This is a genomic window from Aminobacter sp. P4_D5 (assembly GCF_056401815.1).
This window is the reverse complement of record NZ_JBFUIP010000757.1, coordinates 1-694: the sequence shown is the minus strand read 5'-3', so window position 1 is coordinate 694 and position 694 is coordinate 1. Positions and strand designations below refer to the sequence as shown.

The following is a 694-nucleotide window of genomic DNA, read 5'->3' as shown; positions in this document are numbered from 1 at the left end:
GGCGTGCAGCAGGCAGCGCGCGACCTCGCCGTCCTTGATGTTGGAGGTCATGGCGCCGCGCACCGGGGCGACGTGCGGCATGCCCTGGAGCCGGCGCAGGAACGCGGCGATGCCCTCGATGTCGGGGGGCCAGCGCATCATGCTGTGCCGGAAGAGGGTGCAGTTGTCGTAGCTCTGCTCGCCGGCGGGCGACCGGCGCTTCGCCAGGAAGGGCCGTCGGCCGCCGGGGTATGACGCCACCGCCCCGAGCAGCGTGAAGCCCATCGGCCCGCGGTGTTCGGCCGCATCTGGGATATCACCAGGCATGCCCGATGACCTCATCGATAACGGCAAATCCAGCCTCGCCCAGGGAGCGGATCTTCACCCTGGCGCGGAGCCCCGACAGGGCCGCCACTAAGGCGCCACGGCTACCGTCGCCAAGGGTGCGCCCGCCGGAGCGCAGCAGCTGTCGCAGCGCCACGAGATCGCGCAGCACCTGATCCTCGGGAGAGCCGGCGAGCAGGATGGCGATGCGCGCAGCAGCGCCGTCCTCTGCCACGATCAAGGAGTGCAGCTTCACCATCTGCACCCGCGCGGCATTGCCGCCGAAGATCCCGAGGGCGGTGTTCGGGATCTCGGTGATCTCGACCGCGACCGAGCCGAAGGTCACGATACGCTCGCCGCTCTCGAGCCGCCGCGCACCGCGCGGGAGCCG

General features: G+C 70.9%; 2 protein-coding genes. Both read right to left on the bottom strand.

Annotation, left to right across the window (positions count from 1 at the left end; genetic code table 11):
- On the bottom strand, positions 1-306 hold a 306-nt coding region (locus tag AC1DWF_RS34805; RefSeq protein ID WP_476843033.1), incomplete at its 3' end, for a hypothetical protein.
- Positions 296-694 (bottom strand): hypothetical protein (locus tag AC1DWF_RS34800; protein WP_476843032.1); only part of this gene is annotated, 399 nt, incomplete at its 5' end. The genes AC1DWF_RS34800 and AC1DWF_RS34805, both read right to left, overlap by 11 nt.